The organism is Streptomyces sp. NPDC004658 (genome assembly GCF_040609555.1).
In the GTDB taxonomy this organism is placed as follows: Bacteria; Actinomycetota; Actinomycetes; order Streptomycetales; family Streptomycetaceae; genus Streptomyces.
In genome coordinates, this window is sequence record NZ_JBEXKG010000431.1 from 1 (window position 1) to 1,109 (window position 1,109).

General features: G+C 63.9%; 2 protein-coding genes. Both read right to left on the reverse strand.

Annotation, left to right across the window (positions count from 1 at the left end):
• Positions 1 to 152: 152 nt before the first annotated feature.
• Complete coding sequence (locus ABZV94_RS41920) at positions 153 to 518, reverse strand: hypothetical protein (RefSeq protein WP_356350411.1); 366 nt, start codon at positions 516 to 518, stop codon at positions 153 to 155.
• 29 nt (positions 519 to 547) lie between these two features.
• Positions 548 to 730, reverse strand: a complete 183-nt coding sequence (locus ABZV94_RS41925) for a type II toxin-antitoxin system Phd/YefM family antitoxin (RefSeq protein WP_356350413.1) — start codon at positions 728 to 730, stop codon at positions 548 to 550.
• Positions 731 to 1,109: the final 379 nt, after the last annotated feature.

Consider the following 1,109-nt stretch of genomic DNA (forward strand, 5'->3'; position numbering starts at 1 on the left):
GTCGATTCCCCGGGAGTACGGGTCTTCGGCAGTAATCAGTTCCGCTCGGGCACTCTTGACCAGGTCACTGCCTTCGGCTGGCATGTCCTGGAAGTCGTGCTGCGCCTCCTTCGTCCAGTCCATCTGCCAAGGCGGCCGGAGTGGTTCGTCGATCACTCTCCGGGCTTCCTCTCAGCGGCTTCGTGCCGGAGGCGGCTGTACTCCTCCAGAAGCCGGGTGGACTCCTCGGGGTCCTCGGACTTGGCGGCGCGGGTTTCGAGGTCGCGAAGGTGTGAGTCGAGCACGGGATTTCGCGCGATGGCGTACTGCGTCCACCACAGGCGCATGAAGGCCGGTACGGGGGTGATGTTGAAGGCATCGCCGATGACGCGCTTCCAGTGAGCCTCAAAGTCCGGGAGGAGGTGTGGAGCGTGCTCCTGAATGGCCAACCGGAGTGCTTGGGGCGTGCGTTCGGGCATGGGCGGCAACCGCAGGGGTTCCCCCTCGTACCCATCGAAGAAAAGTGCATGGGCGGGCATGGTTCGAGCTCCTTGGTAGTGGGGGGTAGTCAGGCGGCCCCGTGCGACTGCTGCCGAGAGGCCATCTGCTCGAACCACTCGGCCGGCACCAGGTAGGCGACCGTCTTCCCTTTGCGGGTGATGGCGGCGGCCTCGCCGGCGATGCGGGTCCGGTCCAGGATCTCGCCCATCCCCTTGCGTAGGTCGATGGTTGTGTACGTCTTCGTCTCCATGCACTGAAGGGTATAACAACTATCATAGTTGCCATATGTGCTCGTGGGGTTCTGGTGACCGGAAGAAGTCGAGGGGCGCGTTGGGTGCAGGCGGCTCGACCGAGCTTGAGCAATAACAAAAAGCCCCGGGCCGCTGGCCTGGGGCTTTTTCATGGAGCGGGTGACGAGAATCGAACTCGCGCTCTGAGCTTGGGAATCACCCGGCGCCCAGGCATCAATGGCGCCTGACCTGCAGGAACAGGCTGATGCTTCCCGGATCCGAGCGTCGTATCGTCACCTGTGATGACCGCTCTTTACCGCTCCTACTGGCACGTTGTGGCACGGTCACCGCCGGTGCGGCCTGCGGGCTCGCTGACCTGGCCGGTGGCGTCGGAATCAG

Coding starts and splice junctions, on each gene's coding strand:
- ABZV94_RS41920 (WP_356350411.1), bottom strand. CDS start 518: ATGCCCGCCCATGCACTTTTCTTCGATGGGTACGAGGGGGAACCCCTG.
- ABZV94_RS41925 (WP_356350413.1), bottom strand. CDS start 730: ATGGAGACGAAGACGTACACAACCATCGACCTACGCAAGGGGATGGGC.